The organism is Hydrotalea sandarakina (genome assembly GCF_003254115.1).
Lineage (GTDB): Bacteria > Bacteroidota > Bacteroidia > Chitinophagales > Chitinophagaceae > Hydrotalea > Hydrotalea sandarakina.
In genome coordinates, this window is record NZ_QKZV01000007.1 from 69,296 (window position 1) to 87,067 (window position 17,772).

Consider the following 17,772-nt stretch of genomic DNA (forward strand, 5'->3'; position numbering starts at 1 on the left):
AGTGCCATCCCCCTATCTTTGCCGCAAATTTCAACAAATTTATGGCCCTGAATTTCCTGAAATCTTTGCTGGTTGTGGTTTTTAGCTTGTTTTTATGCTCAATTTCAATTGAAGGTAAAGCACAGGTTGAAGAACATTTGGTTGCTGATACTGTACATGAAGCCAAAGAAGAAGATTTTAACCCCGGTGAAGTAATCATGGAGCACATTATGGATAACCATGATTTTCACTTTGCCGATTGGAATGGACATGCTATTGCAATTCCATTGCCTGTTATTGTTTATTCTCCTCAGCGCGGTTTATCTGTATTCATGTCATCTAAGTTTGAACATGGTCATGCCGTTTATGATGGGTATAAATTGGAAGAGGGTACCATTGTTGCAGTAAATGAAAGTGGCGAACCCGACCCCACCGTGAAAGTGTACGATTTATCGTTAACCCGCAATGTGGTGCAAATGATTTTGGGTTTAATTATTTTGGTAGTGGTATTAATAAAAGTTGCCAAAAAATATACTCGCGAAGGTGCCGGTAAAGCGCCGTCAGGCTTTCAAAATGCCTTAGAGCCGGTTATTACTTTTATTCGTGATGAAGTAGGCAAAAGCTACTTGGGTGATAAGTATGAAAAATACATGCCCTTACTTTTAACCATATTCTTCTTCATTTTAATTTCAACATTGTTAGGTTTAATACCCGGCTCGGCTAATGTTACCGGTAATATTGCTTTTACGTTTACTTTAGGTATCATCAGTTTTGTTGTAATTCTGTTTAGTGCCAATAAGCATTACTGGCAGCACATCTTTAATCCGCCCGGTGTACCTTTTGGCGTAAAACTGATTTTAGTGCCGGTTGAAATTTTGGGCATATTCACTAAACCCTTTGCTTTAATTGTGCGTTTGTTTGCCAATATGGTTGCCGGACACATGATTATTACCTGTTTAATTTTAATGATTTTTATCTTCACTAAATTAAGTGTAGGTGCAGGATTGGGGTTTGCGCCCATTTCATTGGGTTTTACCATTTTCATTTATTTTATTGAAATATTGGTTGCATTTATTCAGGCGTTCATTTTCACCAATTTAACGGCCGTATTCATTGGTCAAGCTATAGAAGATGCGCACGGTGAACATGGACATGAAGATGATGCAGTTATTATATAAATTTTTTTTAATCACAAAAACCGACACAGTATGTCTTTAATGAGTGTTTTGTTAGATGGTAGCATTTCAAACATGGGTGCTGCAATTGGTGCAGGTTTAGCTGCAATTGGTGCTGGTATTGGTATTGGTCAAATTGGTAAAGGTGCAGTAGAAAGTATTGCCCGCCAACCCGAAGCCGCCAACGACATTCGTGCAAACATGATTTTAACTGCAGCCTTCGTAGAAGGTGTGGCTTTGTTTGCCGTAATTGCCGCTATTTTGGCCATCTTCATCAAGTAATTATTCTTTAAAAAAGAAAATTACCTTAACTGCATTCAAAGCACAGGGCGGCGAATGCAGTTATTTTAAAGTTTTTTTTTCGATGCTTACTTAAAATAAGTATCTTTTAAATAAAATTGAAACTGAATATATGCAATTGTTAACACCCGCAATAGGCTTAATTTTTTGGACATTTATTGCCTTCATTATTGTATTAATTATTTTGCGCAAATATGCCTGGAAGCCCATTCTTTCAACTTTAAAAGAAAGAGAAACGGGTATTGCCGATGCTATTGCTTCTGCTGAAAAAATGAAAGCGGAAATGGCCGCTCTTAAAAATGAAAATGAAGCTTTAATGGCAAAAGCTCGTGAAGAAAGAGCCGTTATTTTAAAAGAAGCTAAAGAGCAATCTGATAAAATGATTGCCGAAGCTAAAGAAAAGGCTAAGCAGGAATATGAGCGTATAGTGGCCGATGCACAAAATGCCATTTTGCAACAAAAAAATGCTGCATTAACCGATGTAAAGAATAAAGTTGGTTCATTGGTAATAGAGGTAAGTGAAAAAATATTACAGCGCGAACTAAGTAATAAAACTGAACAAGAAAAATACATTCAAACTTTGGTAAACAACGTACCATTAAATTAATTGAATTATAATTATAATAGCCAGTAATGAACAATATTCGTTTAGCCAACAGATATGCTAAAAGCTTAATTGATATTAGCATTGAAAAAAATGAGCTAGAAAAAGTTTTGGCCGACATGCAATATTTAAAAGCGCTGTGTAAAGCCAGCAGGCCATTCGTTTTATTACTTGAAAGCCCGGTAGTTGCTACCGATAAAAAAAATGCCATCATTAAAGCAGTAACCGGTAAAAATGTTACCGCTTTAACTTCCATGTATTTAGAATTAATGACCAAAAAAGGCCGCGAAAATGTATTGCCCGATGTAATTAATGCATTTATTGAGCAATACAATGCATTAAAAGGAATTAATATAGTTACACTAACAACTGCCACACCGGTATCCGATAGCTTGAAACAAGAAATTGAAACCAAAGTAAAAGCAGCACGTGGTTTTGAAAAAATACAATTGGAAGCCAAAGTTGATGAAAGTTTGATTGGTGGCTTTGTTTTAAGTTTCCAAAACAATTTAATTGATGCCAGTGTTTTACGCGATTTAAAGGATATTAAAAAGCAATTTCAACAAAACCTATATATTCAAAATATAAAATAGTTATTTACAATCATCATAATCAATAGCATAAAATCAATAATATGGTAGACATTAAACCAGACGAAATTTCGGCGATACTCAGGCAACAACTGAGCAACTTCAATGTATCGGCCGAGTTGGAAGAAGTGGGTACTGTTTTGCAAGTGGGCGATGGTATTGCCCGTGTTTATGGTCTTAACAATGTACGTTCCGGTGAACTGGTAGAATTTGATAATGGTGTTAAAGCCATTGCACTAAACTTGGAAGAAGATAACGTAGGTGTTGTATTAATGGGTGAAAGTGAAGGTATTAGAGAAGGTGCTAAGGTGAAACGTACCGGTCAAATTGCCTCAATTAAAGTGGGCGATGGTATGGTGGGCCGTGTATTAAATACTTTAGGTGAACCCATTGATGGTAAGGGCCCTGTGAAAGGCGATTTATTTGAAATGCCTTTAGAACGTAAAGCCCCCGGCGTTATTTTCCGCGAGCCTGTTAAAGAACCGCTTCAAACCGGTATTAAAGCTATTGATGCCATGATACCGATTGGTCGTGGTCAACGTGAATTGATTATTGGCGACCGCCAAACCGGTAAAACCGCCATTGCTATTGATACTATTATCAATCAAAAAGAATTTTACGAAGCAGGAAATCCTGTTTATTGTATTTATGTGGCCGTTGGTCAAAAAGCATCAACTGTAGCCGGAGTAATGAAAACATTGGAAGATAATGGGGCTATGGCTTATACCATTATTGTATCTGCCTCTGCTTCTGATCCTGCTCCTTTACAGTTCTATGCACCATTTGCCGGCGCCGCTATTGGCGAATTCTTCCGCGATACCGGACGTCCTGCCTTAATTATTTACGATGATTTATCAAAGCAAGCAGTAGCTTATCGTGAAGTATCCTTGTTATTACGTCGTCCACCCGGCCGTGAAGCATACCCAGGTGATGTATTCTATTTACATAGCCGTTTATTGGAGCGTGCAGCTAAAATTATTGCGAATGATGAAGTTGCTACAAACATGAACGACTTACCTGAATCCATTAAACACATGGTGAAAGGTGGTGGTAGTTTAACAGCTTTACCTATTATTGAAACTCAGGCAGGTGACGTTTCTGCATACATTCCTACCAACGTAATTTCAATTACCGACGGACAAATATTCTTAGAAGGTAACTTGTTCAACGCCGGTATTCGTCCTGCCATTAACGTAGGTATTTCGGTAAGTAGGGTTGGAGGTAATGCCCAAATTAAATCAATGAAAAAAGTTGCCGGTACCTTGAAGTTAGACCAAGCACTGTATCGTGAATTGGAGGCTTTCTCTAAATTCGGTGGTGATTTGGATGCTGCTACTAAATCGGTTATTGATAAAGGTGCCCGTAACGTGGAAATTCTAAAACAACCGCAATACTCACCCATGAGCGTTGAAAAGCAGGTAGCTATCATTTACTTGGGTACGCAAGGTTTGTTAAGAGAAATTCCGGTAAATAAAGTAAAGGCATTTGAAAGTCAGTTCTTATTAGAAATGGAAACCAAATTGCCGGATGTATTAGCTGAATTCAAAAAAGGTCAGTTAAATGATGAAAGTTTAAAGAAAATGACGGATTTAGCTACCGGTTTGTTCCCACAATTCAAATAGTGATTTTTTTCACTCATATTTTTAAAACCCTGTGCAAATACCGCACGGGGTTTTATTTTTTAGTTAATTCTTCCTAAATACCGCTCTGTTTCATCCGTCATCTTTAAGTACTATTTTATAAAATAATTTGGTTTATAAAATAAACTACTTTATGTTTGTGTTGTTAAACTGTTTGAGTATATGAGAACTTTTTTTATACCCCTTATCGTTTTGGGGTTATTCACTGCCTCTTTAACAAAGGCACAAACAAAGGTTACCGGCTTAGTTACTGATTTAAAAGGTCATCCTTTGCATGGTGTTGGAATAACTTTACTGGGCACTTATGATGGAACCATTACCGATAGCACCGGCCAATTTGCTTTTGTAACCCTAGAAAAAGGCGATAAAATTGTAGAGGCCAAAATAATGGGCTATACAATTAAACAAGAGAAAGTAGTACTGGGTACGGCATCAAATGCTTTAATAAACTTGCATTTTGAATTAAGAGAGGAGGTATCCGAATTAAAAGCGGTATCAGTTACGGCTGGAAGTTTTGCTGCAGGCGACAAAAAAAGAGCTGCAACAGTATTATCGGCACTCGATATGTATACTACAGGAGGTGCCAATGCAGATGTTACCGCTTCAATTAAAACCTTGCCCGGTGCACAGCAGGTGGGTGAACAAGAAGGTTTGTTTGTACGCGGCGGTGAGGGCTATGAAACCAAACAATATATTGATGGAATGGTGGTCAATAACCCTTACTATGCCAGTTCGCCCGGAATAGCTGCCCGCGGTCGGTTTGCGCCGTCTTTGTTTAGAGGAAATGTATTTAGTACAGGTGGCTATTCGGCTATTTACGGACAAGCATTGTCGTCTGTATTATTATTAGAAAGTGTTGACTTGCCCGAGAAGTCAGAAGTAAGTGCTTCTATTACCTCTGTGTTTTTGGGTGCAGGTACGCAACAACTTACTAAAAATAAAAAAGCATCCTACGGTTTTAATTATGGCTATACCAATTTAACGCCCTATTTCGCTCTTTTATCTCAAAAGCCTGATTATTTTATGGTACCGCAATTTCAAACAGCCGATGCTAATTTTAGGGTGAAAACTAAGAGCGGAGGTATGATAAAATATTATTCCACTTTTGGCACTAATCAATTAGGTATTCGCAATGCGGATATTGATAGTTTGAATTTGAAAGATGCTTTTCAATTAAAAAATATTAATTGGTATAATAATATTACCTGGCGTGAAAATTTAGGAAAGGGCTGGAAGCTGAATGCAGGCTTTAGTTTCGCCATCAATAATGATAAAATTCATCAGCAATTGCAAGATGCCAATAATCATTCGGTTGTTATCGGAATGCCGATATTGGATGCGAAATCTTTTCAACTAAACAATCAACAAAGCTATACACAGTTTAGGGCAGTGTTTGAAAAAAAACTAACCGGATTGAACGTTATTCGTATGGGCACTGATTATTGGTATAATCATCAAAATTTACGTTACAATAATTACACTTCTATTATCAACAATCATTACAATGCCTATTTCGCAGAAGCTGATGTGCATGTAACCAATGGCCTTGCTGCAAAAATTGGAGGAAGGGCTGAATATGCTTCGCTTATCCAAAGGTGGAATATAGCTCCTCGTTTGGCTTTAGCACTCAAAACGGGTAAACATGCGCAAATGAGTGCAGCATATGGTATTTTTTATCAAACACCCGAAAACAACTATTTTATTCAGTATTCCGCAAAATTGCCGCAACTCAATTATATGAAGGCAACCCATTATTTAGTGAATTATATTAAAACCACCCTTTTACAAACCTTCCGTATTGAGGCTTATTACAAGCAATACCAACAATTGGTAAAAACCATTCCTGATACAAGTACTAACGGCTATGGATTTGCGAAAGGTATTGAATTGTTTTGGCGCGATAAGAAAACATTTAAAAATTTTGATTATTGGATAAGCTACAGCTATCTTAACACTGAGCGTAATTACTTGAATTACCCGCAAACATTACAACCGGGATATACTACGCCGCATACATTTAATTTAGTAACAAAAAAATTTATAACATCTTTAAAAACAGGCTTCAATTTTACTTACACTTTTGCTACCGGAAGGCCTTATTACAACATACAATCTGTAAACACACCACCCAAATATGTGTTAGCTGATGAAGGTAAAACGCCGGCTTACCATAATCTTGGATTTAGTTTAAATTATTTACCCAATTTAGGTAAACCTCATGCAAAAACTTATGTGGTTTGGGTAGTAAGTGTAACCAATCTGCTGAATAATACGCAAACCTTTGGTTATAATTATTCAGCCAATGGTATGAATAAGGTAGCCATTCATCCACCTATCAAACAATTCTTTTTTATCGGATGCTTTTTAAGTTGGGGTGTCGATAGATCACAAGATGCTATTAACAACAATCTATAAATTCTCTTCAATTATTTTTAAATCATTAAATTTTATTTTTATGAAAAAAATCTTTATTTTATTTGTTTCGATGATGGTATTGAAAGCAAACGCCCAAAATGGAAAATATGAAACAGCAATGGCTTCAACTTTGCAAGAATTTGGGCAGGCAAAAGATGCCAATAGCCTTGCTGTAGTTGAATTGAAATTTGAACGAATAGCGAATGTGGAAAAAGATAAATGGCAACCCTATTATTATGCCGCATTAATAAAAGCGCAGTTGAGTTTTATGCAAGCCGGAAATCCTGATGCTTTAGCCGATGAAGCTGCTGAGTTAGCCAACAAAGCTGTAGCAATACAAAACAACAGTGAACTAAGTTGTGTAAAAAGTATGATTGCAACAGCAAAAATGTTGGTTGATCCGCAAAACAGATGGATGCAATACAATGCCGAATCCAATCATTATTTAGAAATGGCCAAGCAACAAGATAGTACCAATCCAAGGCCATATACCATTCAAGCTAATAACATGATTAATACCCCAGAGCAATTAGGTGGCGGTTGTAAAACAGCATTGCCTTTGGCTCAAAAAGCCTTGGCTTTATATGTTGAATTTAAACCGGCAAATGCATTTAATCCTGTTTGGGGAAAAGAAATGGTAGAACAAATTATTAACAAATGCCGATAAGCTTGTTCTACATTTTTAGGAAAACAGTAATAGACGTTATGAAATGCAGTTAGCTTATTTGGGATTTTATCTTGTATGATGTCGTTTATGTATAATAGCTTATCATCAATTTGTTGTACCGGTAATAAGCTATTATATTAGCACTAAATTAGCCTTAGCTATGCAAAACGAACACCAATTAACTGAAGCGGAAAGCTTACAAATTATTACCGAAATGATTGGTAAGGTAAAATCGCATTTTCATGAAAGTGGAAGTGGGGCTATTTTATGGGGTAGTGTAATTGGGTTTTGCAGCTTAATGAGTTTTTTGCAATTGTATTTTCATTTCAGTATTGGTTTTGATATTTGGATATTATCATTAGTTGCCATTATACCTCAGTTATTTATTGTATGGAATAATCGCCGTAAAAGGACAATTGAAACTTATAGTGAGGCGGCTATGAATGCAGTATGGAGCACATTTGCCATTGTTTTATTTGGATTAATTCTTTATTTGAATCTTATTGGTAACATTTCTAAACAGCTTATGTTGAATGAGCAGCAGTTGTTACTGATGAAGAATACACAAACCGGTGAACTAAAAGAAATTGTACCATTTGTATTAAGCAGTAATTCGTTGTTTTTACTCATTTATGCTTTTCCAACATTAGCTACCGGTTTTATTAGAAAGTTTAAACCCATGATATTAGGTGGAATATTGTGTATGTTATGTTTTGTGGCATCTTTGTTTTTAAATACTACATTCGATTTTTTATTGCAAGCAATTGCAGTTATTGTAAGTTGGCTAATTCCGGGATTAATTTTGCGTAACAGGTATGTAAAGCAACAAATGGGCAATGTTTAAAGATCTAGATCCAATATTACACTCACAATTAAGGCTTGCGGTAATCAGTTTACTAATTAGTGTAAAAGAAGCCGATTTTTCTTTTATTAAAGAAAAAACAAATGCTACTGCGGGCAACCTGTCTGTTCAAATACAAAAGCTAAAAGAAGCCGGTTATGTTGAAGTAGAAAAAAAATTTAGCAATAATTATCCTTTAACTACTTGTAAAATTACCCCTAAGGGAATTGAGGCTTTTGAAACCTATGTAAAAGCATTACAAGAATATTTAAATGCCGGAAAATCGTAAATGCTTAATATTTGAATCCTAATTTAGTTAAAACTACGGTTGCCATTTTGTATAATGCTTCGTGGCTGTAACCCGCTATGTGTGGCGTTATTAACACATTAGGCTGTTGTAAAAGCCAATTTAATTGTTCTTTTTCCTGAGCATTATAATTATTTAATTGTTCATTCTCTAAAACATCTAAAGCAGCGCCTTTAATTTTTTTATTTTTTAATGCCTCAATGAGTGCTGCTGTGTTGGTTACTTTACCCCTGCAAAGATTTAGGAAGTAAGGAGTGCGTTGAAGTTCGTTAAAAAAATGGGTGTCTGCTAAATGGTAAGTTTCATCCGTTAAAGGCACATGTAAGCTAATTACATCGGCATACCGTTGAATTTGTTCCAGATTTGCTTCATGAACATAACCTTTTGCAAAATCGGATTTATATTTATCATAGGCTAAAACGGTAACTTTAAACGGTGCTAATAATTCCGCAAATGCACTACCGTTATTGCCATATCCTATAATACCAACTGTTCTTCCATACAATTCTTCGCCTCTGTTGGCATCTCTTTGCCAAATTCCATTTTTAACTTCCAAATAGCTTTTGGTAATGTTGTTCATTAAATTCAATAGCATGCCTAATCCTTGTTCAGCCACAGCATTTCTATTACCTTCAGGGCTGCTTACACAAACAATATGCTTGCTTTCCGCATAGGGTACATCAATCATTTCCATACCACTGCCCAATCTGCCAATCCATTTCAGCTCTTTTGCAGCATCAAGCATAGGTTTATCAATAGCCAACTTGGTGGTAACAATTAAACCATTGGCTTTCCCAATTATAGCTAACAGTTCGTTGTATTGAATGCCGGGTTTATAAATTACTTCCCACCCATTTTTTTCAAGTGTTTCATTTAAAACGGGATGACATTTAGCGGTAATAATTACTTGTGGTTGCATGGTTTCAGCTTTGCTATCTGTAAATATTTATAATGGATGCTTCATTTTAAAAGTAAGTTGAGCAAAATCGGCAACTGATAATTGTTCGGCACGTTTATTAAAAATTTCATCTTGTAAAGTATCAGCTTCAAATAAGCTTTTTACCGCATTGCGCAACATTTTTCTTCGTTGATTAAATGCGGTTTTTACTAGCAGAAAAAAATGTTTTTCGCTTAACATATTTTCTACAACTGCTTTTCTTTGCAGTTCAATTACACCGCTCATTACTTTCGGCGGCGGTTTAAAAGCTGTGGGTTCAATACTAAATAAGTATTCAACATCATAAAATGCTTGTATTAATACACTTAAAATTCCATATGTTTTACTGTTTGGTTTTGCTGCTACTCGTTGTGCCACTTCTTTTTGAAACATGCCAATTACAAAGGGTACTTGTTGTTTCCATTCCAGAATTTTGAATAGAATTTGCGATGAGATGTTATATGGAAAATTCCCGATTACGGTAAATTCATTTTCAAAAGGAATATCCATTTCCAAAATGCTGGCATGAATAATTTTTTGTTGAATGTTTGGATACGTCTTTTCTAAATAAGCTATTTTCTCAGTATCTAATTCAACTGCCTTAAAGTCAATATTGGGAATATCGAGTAAATACTTGGTTAATGCACCACCACCGGGCCCCACTTCCAGCAATTGACTAAAGCGGTTTTTTTGTAAGGCTGCAACAATTTTTTTACAAATGGCCTCATTCACCAAAAAATGTTGCCCCAGCGATTTTTTTAATTGGTATTCCATTGTTGCAAAAATAACCAATTGTGCAGGCACAACTGAATATAATGCAGGGAATTATAATAGCATTTTCACGCACTAATCTCCTTAACTTTACCCTTTAATGTATTTGAATATGAGTAATGAATTGCAAAAACCTGTTATAGGTATTACTTCCGGCGATTTAAATGGCATAGGTATTGAATTAATTATCAAATCATTATCCGACCATAGAATACTGGATATTTGCATTCCTGTAGTTTTTTCAGGTAACAAAAGCATTAATTTTTACAGAAAGAGTTTGCCTGATTACAATTTCAATTATAATACTACTAAAGATTTAACCAAACTAAGCCACAAGCAGGTAAACCTGTTTAGTTGTTGGGATGATGAAGTAGCTATTCAACCCGGTGTGTTGAATAATATTGGTGGGGAATATGCTTATCGTTCATTAGAAATGGCTGTAAAAGCATTAAAAGATGGACAGATTCAAGGTTTGGTAACAGCACCTATTCATAAAAAAAACATTCAATCTGAAAAATTTAATTATAGTGGTCATACGCCCTATTTAAAAGATCAGTTTCAGGTGAATGATGTAGTAATGATGATGGTGGCTGAAAACATGCGTGTGGCTGTTTTAACCGAACATATTCCGGTAAAAAATATTGCTGAACATATTACTATTGAAAATATTACCAGAAAAATAAAAATCATGCATCAAAGCCTTCAAACCGATTTTGGAATTGAAAAACCCAGAATTGCAGTTTTAGGGCTTAATCCACATGCAGGCGATGAAGGGTTAATAGGTAATGAAGAAGAATTAGTAATTAAGCCTGCCATAAAAGAATTGAAAGCAGCTAACCTGCTGGTTTTTGGCCCATATAGTGCAGACGCTTTTTTTGCCAGAGGACAGTATAAAAGTTTTGATGCAGTTTTGGCTATGTACCACGATCAGGGCTTAATTCCTTTTAAGTCGTTAGCCATTGGCGAAGGTATTAATTACACTGCCGGATTACCTGCTATTCGAACCAGCCCCGATCATGGCACTGCCTTCGATATTGCCGGCAAAGGAAAGGCTGATCCTACTTCATTTTTAGCTGCAATTTTTGAGGCAGTAGATATTATTCGTACGCGTCAGGGATATAAAGATGCCCGTGCTAACCCTATGAAGAAAATGAGTGCTCGCATTTTAGCCAATGCTGTTGATGAAAAAGTTGAAGAATAAATTTTAGAAAAGTATGGCTGTATATACTATTCACAACGATGTATTGAAAGTTCAGATTTCCGATAAAGGTGCTGAACTGCAAAGTATATTCAATACATCAACCGAACTGGAATATTTGTGGAAGGGCGATGCTGCTTTTTGGGCGAAGAAAAGCCCCATTTTGTTTCCCATTGTCGGCACTTTAAAAAACAATACCTATTATTATCAGCAGAAGGCATATCAATTAAATAGACACGGATTTGCTCGTGATATGTTGTTTACAGTTGAAGAATTGGATGAAACTTCAATTCGCTTTATTTTAAGAAGTAACGCAGAAACACTGCAGGTTTATCCTTTTTCGTTTGTATTAATTGTACATTACACATTAAAGAATAATGCTTTAACTGTTACCTATACGGTGAAGAATACTGGCGAAAATGAAATGTATTTTTCATTAGGTGCGCATCCTGCTTTTGCTGTGCCCTTAACAGAGAATACAAACTATGAGCAGTATTCGCTTATATTCAACCATTATGAAAATGCGGGTATATGGCCTTTAACTGCCGATGGATTAATACAAACACAACCTGTTCCTTTTTTAAACAACAGTAATAGAATAGACTTGAAAAAATCGCTGTTTTACGGAGATGCACTTGTGTTTAAACACCTGCAATCAAGTATTATTCAATTAAGAAATAATCAAAATGAACATGGCTTAACTTTCACATATCACCACTTTCCTTATTTAGGTGTTTGGGCGGCTAAAGATGCAGATTTTGTTTGCATTGAACCTTGGTGTGGAATTGCTGACAGTGAAAATACAACACAGCAACTATCAGAAAAAGAAGGCATAGAACGACTTGCTGCCGCTGGTGTTTTTGAAAGAAGTTGGCAAGTATCCGTTTACTAGATTAATTAAATATGCCGGATGGTAATCCTTTATTGATAGTATATGAGGTATAATCAATTTCCACTCTCCCATTTTTTTGTTGCATTCTTTTTCTATCCGCATCTGTTAAAGGTTCATCCATTTCAAGTGTAACACCTTTGGGAATTTTATAATCTTGTGTATTAAAAGTAAAAATAACTTTATTGGGAAGACCCCAGTTACTGTATTGCCCATATTGCATGGCAATTTGATAAGTACCGTTTTCTTTAGTGGTGGTAATGGCTTTTCGAATTAGTAAGTTTTTTTCATCAATGTACAATGTTGTTAAAACAATATCATTATTTTCATTCATGGGTAAAAGCTTAACAATTTTTGTTGAATATCCATCTACCATTGCATTTCCGGCCGATAAAGCCACATAGTTGTTAATGGCAATAATGGAATTCATATTGATAGATATACCACCTTTTGGTAAAATGGAAATACCTCCATCGCGTACCAACTTAAAATGATTGGGTTGTTGATAATACATTTTTACATTGCCTACAGGTGCTTTAATAAATGCCACATCGGTTTTCATTTTTCCGGTTGCAACATATTCATGAACCTGATTGAGTTTTTGTTTTAATTTTTCAATTAATGGAGTTTCATCTTGCGCTTTAGCTGCGGGTGCTAGTACTAATATCAACAATACAATTTTGAAATATTTCATAATAAATATTTTATATAAATTAGGTTAAAATATCTTTTCTTTTAAATGCATACATAGCTATGCCAATGAAAACCACTATATGCAGTATTAGTATGCCTGCCGATTGTATAATTTGCTGTTTGTTTTGTATGGTTCCATTAATGGCAGCATTATCTGCATTTACCTTTAAATCAAAAAATTCTTTCCATGCAACCATGTGGGTAGTAAATAAATAAGGTTGAATTTTTTGAAAAATAGGAATACTCATGGTGCTTAAGATGGTAAGAAATATGATTATGCTAATGGTGGCAACAATGGGTCCAATTGAATTGTCGGCAAAAATTGATAATAGAAAACCCAAAGCAGCTACAGTTAGCATGGCCAATAAAGCAAATCCAAAAGCACCAATATAGCGCCAAAAAACATCATTCCGGCTTAGTTGTACCAAGTAGCGGGTTTTTTGAATAATTAAATCATCGGTGCCAAATAACCACATACTTACGAACAGTGCTAAAATGGCCATCCATACCAATAATAGCAAAGTGTATATGGCCGCAGCAAGAAATTTAGCCAGTATTATTTCATTACGACTAACTGGTTGGGTTAATAACAAGCGAAGTGTACCAATATTGGCTTCGCCACTTACCATATCGGCTGCAACTAATGCAATAAGTAATGGAACATGTACTAATAGTAGTTGCAAAATAATATAACAAACCAAATAGCCATTTAATAAATTACCTTGAAATACGAATGATTGTTCCACATTATTCATTACAAAACTTACATAGGCATCACCGTCTAATTTTAAACCTAATTGAATAATGCCTATGAGTGCAGCAATAGCAATAAATGCAATATAAGTGCGTGGGCGTTTGAAAATTTTATATAGTTCAACTTGCAGTAAAGTAAGCATAAAAACAAATTATGGTTGCAAATATTGTTTATTGAATGTTCGATGTTACTTGTAAAAAATAATCTTCAAGGCTATGGCGTGGTTGCAGTAATAGTAATTGAATATTATGTTCGAATAAGAATTTATTCAGTTCGGGAATTTGGTTATAGTGCATTTTTAAAAAAATATTGGGTCCACGGTTCAGTTGTAAGTAGTGCTGCCATTGCGAATTTTGTAAATGGGTTAATGCATTGTTGTTATTATTGGTGTTAATTTCAACAATTGTATCTGCAGGATTAAATAAAGCTTTTGCACTATCGGCAATTACTTTTTTCCCTTTGTCAATAATTAATATGTGTGTAGCAATTTGCTCTATTTCTGAAAGTAAATGAGAAGAAAGAAAAATGGTGATTTGCCGCTCTGTGTTTAGTTGTATTATTAATTGACGAATATCGGCTATGCCTTGCGGGTCTAAACCATTTGTTGGTTCATCTAACACAATTAATGAAGGATTGTGCATTAATGCAATGGCTAACCCAAGCCTTTGTTTCATTCCTTGCGAAAAAGTTTTTACTTTATTATCGGCTCTGTGCGCCAAACCAACCTGCTCAAGCTGATGAATTAATTGCGATTGAGTTAGGTTTAACCCATTTAATCGGGCAAACATTTTTAGGTTATCATATGCACTTAAATATCCATACATGTCAGGTTTTTCAATAATGGCACCAATTTTTTTTAAGATTGGTTTTCGATTTTCCTGTAAAGGCATTCCAAAAAATTGAATTTCACCTGAAGTTGGGGTGATTAATGACATTAGCATGCGAATAGTGGTGCTTTTACCTGCACCATTTTGCCCTAAAAAACCAAATATTGACCCCTTGGGTACCTCAAATGAAAGATTGTCAACCGCCGTAATATGTCCAAATTGTTTTGTAAGTCTTTGAACCTCAATAATTGATTCCATAATAATCAATAACAACAAATCTATTACTTAGTTGGGCTTTAGCTTAAAAAATCAAATGTTAAAGCATTTGACCAATGATTAAATTTTGTATCACAACAACAGCAAAATTTCATTCAATAAAGTTTTTTTTCATGAAATTGCTTATTTTTGTAGTTGCGCAACGCTGCATATTATTATGTGGCGTTGTATTTTTTTTATGTCTATTAAAAAAAGTTGGCTATGAGTGAATATGTAACAAAAGAAACTTTTGAAAAAATGCGTGAGGAATTACAACGCATGAAAACAGTTGACAGACCTGCGGCTGCCCGTGCCATTGCTGAAGCCCGCGAGAAAGGCGATTTAAAAGAAAACGCGGAATACGATTCAGCTAAAGAAGCGCAAGGATTACTAGAGGCCCGTATTAAACAACTGGAAGGGATAATTGCCAATTCAAAAATTGTTGATCCTGAATCTATTGATACCAGTAGGGTGGCAGTGCTTACTAAAGTAACTGTTCTAAATATGGCTACTAAAAAAACTTTTACCTACCAAATTGTAGGAGAGAAAGAGGCTAATTTAAAAGAAGGAAAAATTTCCGCAAGCTCACCTATTGGTAAGGGTTTGCTAGGAAAATCAGTAGGCGAAATCGCCGAAATTCAGGCGCCTGCCGGTGTAATTAAATTTAAAGTTGAGCATATTACCATTTAATTGTTTTAATACGTTTAAAAGCCTCATTAACCATTTGGTAAATGAGGCTTTTTTAATTTTGTTAATGTATTGTAACTTCATTGAAATATTTTAAAGCAGCTTTTATGACATTGTTTTCTAAAATCATCAACGGTGAAATTCCTTCTTATAAAATTGCAGAAAACGACCGGTTTTATGCTTTTTTGGATATTTTTCCATACACAAAGGGCCATACATTAGTTATTCCTAAAATTGAAACTGATAAATTATTTGAACTTCCGGCCGATTACTTGGCAGGAATTCTGCCATTTGCCCAACCTATTGCCCAGGCTATTCAAAAGGCTTATCCTTGCAATAGAGTAAATATACTAACCTTGGGTTTTGAGGTACCACATGCACACATACATTTAATTCCCATGAATGGCATGCATGATGTTCATTTATTAGACCACAAACTAAAGCTAAGTGAAGATGAATTAAGAACTGTACAGCAAAATATTTTAAAGTTTTTGTAAATATGTTGTAAGTAAATGCACTATTTTTTTTGTACTTTTTTTTCTTGTAATTGTATGTAATGCTCCCAGCTCTTAAATTTTTGTTGTGTTTGCCCTAAACCATGATGTGTTTGATAGTAATGGCATAATGCTACACTTAAAGCATCGGATGCATCTAAATATTTTGGTGCTTCTTGAATATGTAAAATTTGTTGCAACATTTTCCATACTTGTTCCTTACTTGCATTTCCGTTTCCGGTTATTGATTGTTTTACTTTTTTGGGCGAATATTCAGTAACCGGAATTTTGTACTGCATAGCAGCGGCAATGGCAACTCCCTGTGCACGTCCAAGTTTTAGCATACTTTGAACGTTCTTTCCAAAAAATGGGGCTTCAATTGCAAACATTTTAGGTTGATATGTGCTAATAAGGCTACAGATTTTAGTATGAATTTTTTCTAATCGTTCATAAATATCATCATACTTGGTAAGGCTAAGTACATCCATAGTAATAAGCATCGGCTTATTATTTTGTATTTCTAATAAGGCATATCCCATTAGTTGTGAACCGGGGTCAACACCTAAAATAGTAGTTTTTGCTTGCATGATTATTTTAATGTATGAATTAGGCCATTACCTAAAATACTAAAGTGTAAAATAATTTATTTCTTTGCCTATAAGCAACCGGTTATGATTTTTTTCTTATTACTTTATTACTTTGTGCTAAATTAAATAGTTCTGAGCAGGCAACTTAAAATAGTTATTAATTATTTCCTCGGGCCAATATTATTCATTTGGTTAGCCATTGTTATTTATCATCAAATACGGTCACAAAATAATTTGAATGAGGTTTTTCAATTATGGATTAATTCATTAAACGGAGCAAATAGTTGGAATTTACCTTTAATTATTTTATTAACTTTTATTAATTGGGCAATAGAAGCAAAAAAATGGCAAATTTTATTGCAAACAATTGAAAAAACTAATTTTTGGCATGCCTACAAGGCTATACTAACTGGCCAGGCATTGGCAATAGCTTCACCAAATAACATTGGTGAGTTTGCAGGTAGAATGATGTATACACAAGAAGGAAATAGGGGGCGTTCGCTAATTTTAAATATTATTGCCAGTTTAAGTCAACTATGCATTACTTTTTTTGCAGGCGTTATTGCTGTGGCATATTTGTGGCAACAATTGCCTCATGCCTTTCATGTTCTTGCAGAAATTTTGCCTATTTCTTTAAGTTTTTTCAATATACTTATATTGGCATCTACGTTAATTATGTTAATAATTTATTATCGTTTATCGCAGTTTACTCAATATTTTATTCAGTTACCCATTTTTAAAAAATATAGCTATTACTTTGAAAACATAACACATTTGCATTGGCATAAATTAACAACAGTTTTAACATATTCTGGCTTTCGTTTTGTAATTTTCCTAATGCAGTATGTGTTAATGTTGCAATTGTGTGGTGTACATGCACCCATATTTCAATTGGCAGCAATAACGGCTTTGTTTTTTTTGGTATTGGCTATTATTCCAACCATTGCCATTGCCGAGGTTGGCATACGTGGAGTAATTAGTTTGCAGTTATTTGGTATGATTAGTAATAATATGATTGGTATATTGTTGGCGGCAACTGCAATTTGGTTAATGAATAGGGTTATACCGGCAATAGTAGGTGCTTTATTTGTTTTAAATATTAAACTATTCAAAAGCAGGCCCAATGAAAAAGTCAGACAATAATGTATCAACTTTTTTATTG

General features: G+C 34.9%; 20 protein-coding genes. 14 read left to right on the forward strand and 6 right to left on the reverse strand.

Translation table 11 applies throughout. From position 1 onward, the window contains the following. Positions 1-41: 41 nt before the first annotated feature. The 9 genes from atpB (at position 42) to LX80_RS10920 (ending at position 8,500) form a co-directional block, all read left to right on the forward strand. Positions 42-1,157: a F0F1 ATP synthase subunit A gene (gene atpB, locus LX80_RS10880; protein WP_111296353.1), complete on the forward strand. Its 1,116-nt coding sequence runs from the start codon at positions 42-44 to the stop codon at positions 1,155-1,157. 30 nt (positions 1,158-1,187) lie between these two features. Continuing rightward, on the forward strand, positions 1,188-1,436 hold the full coding sequence (gene atpE / locus LX80_RS10885) for an ATP synthase F0 subunit C (protein WP_111296355.1): 249 nt from the start codon (positions 1,188-1,190) through the stop codon (positions 1,434-1,436). A gap of 130 nt (positions 1,437-1,566) precedes the next feature. After that, positions 1,567-2,061 (forward strand): F0F1 ATP synthase subunit B, encoded by a 495-nt coding sequence (gene atpF / locus LX80_RS10890; protein WP_111296356.1) that lies wholly within the window; start codon positions 1,567-1,569, stop codon positions 2,059-2,061. Positions 2,062-2,087: 26 nt separating this feature from the next. Next, complete coding sequence (gene atpH, locus LX80_RS10895; RefSeq protein WP_111296358.1) at positions 2,088-2,651, forward strand: ATP synthase F1 subunit delta; 564 nt, start codon at positions 2,088-2,090, stop codon at positions 2,649-2,651. A 41-nt stretch (positions 2,652-2,692) separates the two neighbouring features. After that, positions 2,693-4,270 (forward strand): F0F1 ATP synthase subunit alpha, encoded by a 1,578-nt coding sequence (gene atpA / locus LX80_RS10900; protein WP_111296360.1) that lies wholly within the window; start codon positions 2,693-2,695, stop codon positions 4,268-4,270. A gap of 180 nt (positions 4,271-4,450) precedes the next feature. Next, a complete protein-coding gene (locus LX80_RS10905) occupies positions 4,451-6,703 on the forward strand; it encodes a TonB-dependent receptor (protein WP_111296362.1) in 2,253 nt (750 codons plus the stop codon). Positions 6,704-6,743: 40 nt separating this feature from the next. Continuing rightward, a complete protein-coding gene (locus LX80_RS10910; protein WP_146250481.1) occupies positions 6,744-7,370 on the forward strand; it encodes a hypothetical protein in 627 nt (208 codons plus the stop codon). A 160-nt stretch (positions 7,371-7,530) separates the two neighbouring features. Next, positions 7,531-8,214 carry a hypothetical protein gene (locus LX80_RS10915; RefSeq protein WP_111296366.1) on the forward strand — a complete coding sequence of 228 codons (684 nt, stop codon included), beginning with the start codon at positions 7,531-7,533 and terminating at the stop codon, positions 8,212-8,214. Further along, positions 8,207-8,500 carry a winged helix-turn-helix domain-containing protein gene (locus LX80_RS10920; protein WP_111296368.1) on the forward strand — a complete coding sequence of 98 codons (294 nt, stop codon included), beginning with the start codon at positions 8,207-8,209 and terminating at the stop codon, positions 8,498-8,500. Before LX80_RS10915 ends, LX80_RS10920 begins: the two co-directional genes overlap by 8 nt. 4 nt (positions 8,501-8,504) lie before the next feature. On the opposite strand, the gene LX80_RS10925 is transcribed toward LX80_RS10920, so the two are convergent. Both LX80_RS10925 and rsmA read right to left on the reverse strand, forming a co-directional pair. Then, the gene (locus LX80_RS10925; RefSeq protein ID WP_111296370.1) at positions 8,505-9,437 is read right to left on the reverse strand and encodes an NAD(P)-dependent oxidoreductase; all 933 of its coding nucleotides are present in this window, start codon (positions 9,435-9,437) and stop codon (positions 8,505-8,507) included. Positions 9,438-9,464: 27 nt separating this feature from the next. Continuing rightward, positions 9,465-10,229, reverse strand: a complete 765-nt coding sequence (rsmA, locus tag LX80_RS10930; protein ID WP_111296372.1) for a 16S rRNA (adenine(1518)-N(6)/adenine(1519)-N(6))-dimethyltransferase RsmA — start codon at positions 10,227-10,229, stop codon at positions 9,465-9,467. A 109-nt stretch (positions 10,230-10,338) separates the two neighbouring features. On the opposite strand from rsmA, the gene pdxA reads away from it, so the two are divergent. Both pdxA and LX80_RS10940 read left to right on the forward strand, forming a co-directional pair. Beyond that, positions 10,339-11,427, forward strand: coding sequence for a 4-hydroxythreonine-4-phosphate dehydrogenase PdxA (gene pdxA / locus LX80_RS10935; protein WP_111296571.1), 1,089 nt, complete (start codon positions 10,339-10,341; stop codon positions 11,425-11,427). 13 nt (positions 11,428-11,440) lie between these two features. Then, positions 11,441-12,316, forward strand: a complete 876-nt coding sequence (locus tag LX80_RS10940; RefSeq protein ID WP_111296373.1) for an aldose 1-epimerase family protein — start codon at positions 11,441-11,443, stop codon at positions 12,314-12,316. Between the two features lies 1 nt (position 12,317). On the opposite strand, the gene LX80_RS10945 is transcribed toward LX80_RS10940, so the two are convergent. The 3 genes from LX80_RS10945 to LX80_RS10955 are packed head-to-tail and all read right to left on the reverse strand — an operon-like array spanning position 12,318 to position 14,845. Continuing rightward, positions 12,318-13,007 carry a LolA family protein gene (locus LX80_RS10945; RefSeq protein ID WP_111296375.1) on the reverse strand — a complete coding sequence of 230 codons (690 nt, stop codon included), beginning with the start codon at positions 13,005-13,007 and terminating at the stop codon, positions 12,318-12,320. Between the two features lie 19 nt (positions 13,008-13,026). Further along, positions 13,027-13,902, reverse strand: coding sequence for an ABC transporter permease (locus LX80_RS10950; RefSeq protein WP_111296377.1), 876 nt, complete (start codon positions 13,900-13,902; stop codon positions 13,027-13,029). Positions 13,903-13,930: 28 nt separating this feature from the next. After that, on the reverse strand, positions 13,931-14,845 hold the full coding sequence (locus LX80_RS10955; RefSeq protein ID WP_111296379.1) for an ABC transporter ATP-binding protein: 915 nt from the start codon (positions 14,843-14,845) through the stop codon (positions 13,931-13,933). Positions 14,846-15,064: 219 nt separating this feature from the next. Here LX80_RS10955 and greA point away from each other — a divergent pair, with 219 nt between their 5' ends. Together greA and LX80_RS10965 are read left to right on the forward strand one after the other, a co-directional pair. Next, positions 15,065-15,532: a transcription elongation factor GreA gene (greA, locus tag LX80_RS10960; protein WP_111296381.1), complete on the forward strand. Its 468-nt coding sequence runs from the start codon at positions 15,065-15,067 to the stop codon at positions 15,530-15,532. 104 nt (positions 15,533-15,636) lie between these two features. Next, entirely contained in the window at positions 15,637-16,026 is a 390-nt protein-coding gene (locus tag LX80_RS10965; protein WP_111296383.1) for an HIT family protein, read from the forward strand. A 20-nt stretch (positions 16,027-16,046) separates the two neighbouring features. On the opposite strand, the gene ruvC is transcribed toward LX80_RS10965, so the two are convergent. Further along, positions 16,047-16,610 carry a crossover junction endodeoxyribonuclease RuvC gene (gene ruvC / locus LX80_RS10970; RefSeq protein ID WP_111296385.1) on the reverse strand — a complete coding sequence of 188 codons (564 nt, stop codon included), beginning with the start codon at positions 16,608-16,610 and terminating at the stop codon, positions 16,047-16,049. Positions 16,611-16,844: 234 nt separating this feature from the next. Between ruvC and LX80_RS10975 the strand changes: the two genes are divergently transcribed. Next, positions 16,845-17,753, forward strand: coding sequence for a lysylphosphatidylglycerol synthase domain-containing protein (locus tag LX80_RS10975; protein ID WP_170120445.1), 909 nt, complete (start codon positions 16,845-16,847; stop codon positions 17,751-17,753). The last annotated feature ends 19 nt before the right edge of the window (positions 17,754-17,772 follow it).

Coding starts and splice junctions, on each gene's coding strand:
- LX80_RS10915 (WP_111296366.1), top strand. CDS start 7,531: ATGCAAAACGAACACCAATTAACTGAAGCGGAAAGCTTACAAATTATT.
- atpE (WP_111296355.1), top strand. CDS start 1,188: ATGTCTTTAATGAGTGTTTTGTTAGATGGTAGCATTTCAAACATGGGT.
- atpA (WP_111296360.1), top strand. CDS start 2,693: ATGGTAGACATTAAACCAGACGAAATTTCGGCGATACTCAGGCAACAA.
- LX80_RS10965 (WP_111296383.1), top strand. CDS start 15,637: ATGACATTGTTTTCTAAAATCATCAACGGTGAAATTCCTTCTTATAAA.
- atpB (WP_111296353.1), top strand. CDS start 42: ATGGCCCTGAATTTCCTGAAATCTTTGCTGGTTGTGGTTTTTAGCTTG.
- atpF (WP_111296356.1), top strand. CDS start 1,567: ATGCAATTGTTAACACCCGCAATAGGCTTAATTTTTTGGACATTTATT.
- LX80_RS10925 (WP_111296370.1), bottom strand. CDS start 9,437: ATGCAACCACAAGTAATTATTACCGCTAAATGTCATCCCGTTTTAAAT.
- ruvC (WP_111296385.1), bottom strand. CDS start 16,610: ATGCAAGCAAAAACTACTATTTTAGGTGTTGACCCCGGTTCACAACTA.
- LX80_RS10910 (WP_146250481.1), top strand. CDS start 6,744: ATGAAAAAAATCTTTATTTTATTTGTTTCGATGATGGTATTGAAAGCA.
- LX80_RS10920 (WP_111296368.1), top strand. CDS start 8,207: ATGTTTAAAGATCTAGATCCAATATTACACTCACAATTAAGGCTTGCG.
- greA (WP_111296381.1), top strand. CDS start 15,065: ATGAGTGAATATGTAACAAAAGAAACTTTTGAAAAAATGCGTGAGGAA.
- pdxA (WP_111296571.1), top strand. CDS start 10,339: ATGAGTAATGAATTGCAAAAACCTGTTATAGGTATTACTTCCGGCGAT.
- LX80_RS10905 (WP_111296362.1), top strand. CDS start 4,451: ATGAGAACTTTTTTTATACCCCTTATCGTTTTGGGGTTATTCACTGCC.
- LX80_RS10955 (WP_111296379.1), bottom strand. CDS start 14,845: ATGGAATCAATTATTGAGGTTCAAAGACTTACAAAACAATTTGGACAT.
- LX80_RS10940 (WP_111296373.1), top strand. CDS start 11,441: ATGGCTGTATATACTATTCACAACGATGTATTGAAAGTTCAGATTTCC.
- LX80_RS10950 (WP_111296377.1), bottom strand. CDS start 13,902: ATGCTTACTTTACTGCAAGTTGAACTATATAAAATTTTCAAACGCCCA.
- atpH (WP_111296358.1), top strand. CDS start 2,088: ATGAACAATATTCGTTTAGCCAACAGATATGCTAAAAGCTTAATTGAT.
- rsmA (WP_111296372.1), bottom strand. CDS start 10,229: ATGGAATACCAATTAAAAAAATCGCTGGGGCAACATTTTTTGGTGAAT.
- LX80_RS10945 (WP_111296375.1), bottom strand. CDS start 13,007: ATGAAATATTTCAAAATTGTATTGTTGATATTAGTACTAGCACCCGCA.